This window comes from Streptomyces melanogenes (assembly GCF_014649795.1).
In the GTDB taxonomy this organism is placed as follows: domain Bacteria; phylum Actinomycetota; class Actinomycetes; order Streptomycetales; family Streptomycetaceae; genus Streptomyces; species Streptomyces noboritoensis.
Window position 1 is genome coordinate 1 of record NZ_BMTS01000100.1, and the last position, 549, is coordinate 549.

At 66.3% G+C, this 549-nt stretch carries 1 pseudogene; it reads right to left on the reverse strand.

What is annotated here, in order from left to right:
- Positions 1-227: 227 nt before the first annotated feature.
- Positions 228-549, reverse strand: a pseudogene (locus IE252_RS42935) (IS4 family transposase); the annotation flags it as partial.

The window sequence follows — 549 nt, forward strand, 5'->3', positions numbered from 1 at the left end:
TTTGAACCGTTCCGGGTTCGGTAGCAATGCCGCTTAGTTAGTGACTGAGGATCTCCAGCGTCGGCGGTCCGTCGTGGATCGTGGGGTGGTCATCGGGTCTGGTGATTCGGTGTCGGCTGAGGCGGTGGCGTTTCACGGTCCGGGGGCAGGTCCGATGGCGCCGGGGCGGATTGGGCCTGGCCAGGATCTCTTCCAGCGCCAGGCCGATGGCCCGTTTCAGGTGGTGAGGGGGAAAAAGCTCCTTGCTCGGTGGTGTGGCGGCGGATCACGCGCAGGGCCCGGATGAAGGACAACCGGTCGGGGTCCATCCCACCCTGGTCCGCTGCTCGCGCCATCAGGCGGCGGATGCCGTAGTGCGTGGTCAGCAAGGCCCAGATCTCCTGGCGGACCATCTCGGGCGACTTTGATCTCAAGGTCCGTCCGGGACCCCGCTGACAGGTCTCGATCTCCGCCAGGGTCAGTTCGAACTCCCAGCGCTCGTGGTAGGCCGCGGCCAGCTCCAGCGCGGAAGCGTCCTGCGGGTCCAGGATCGTCGTGATCAGCCGGTAG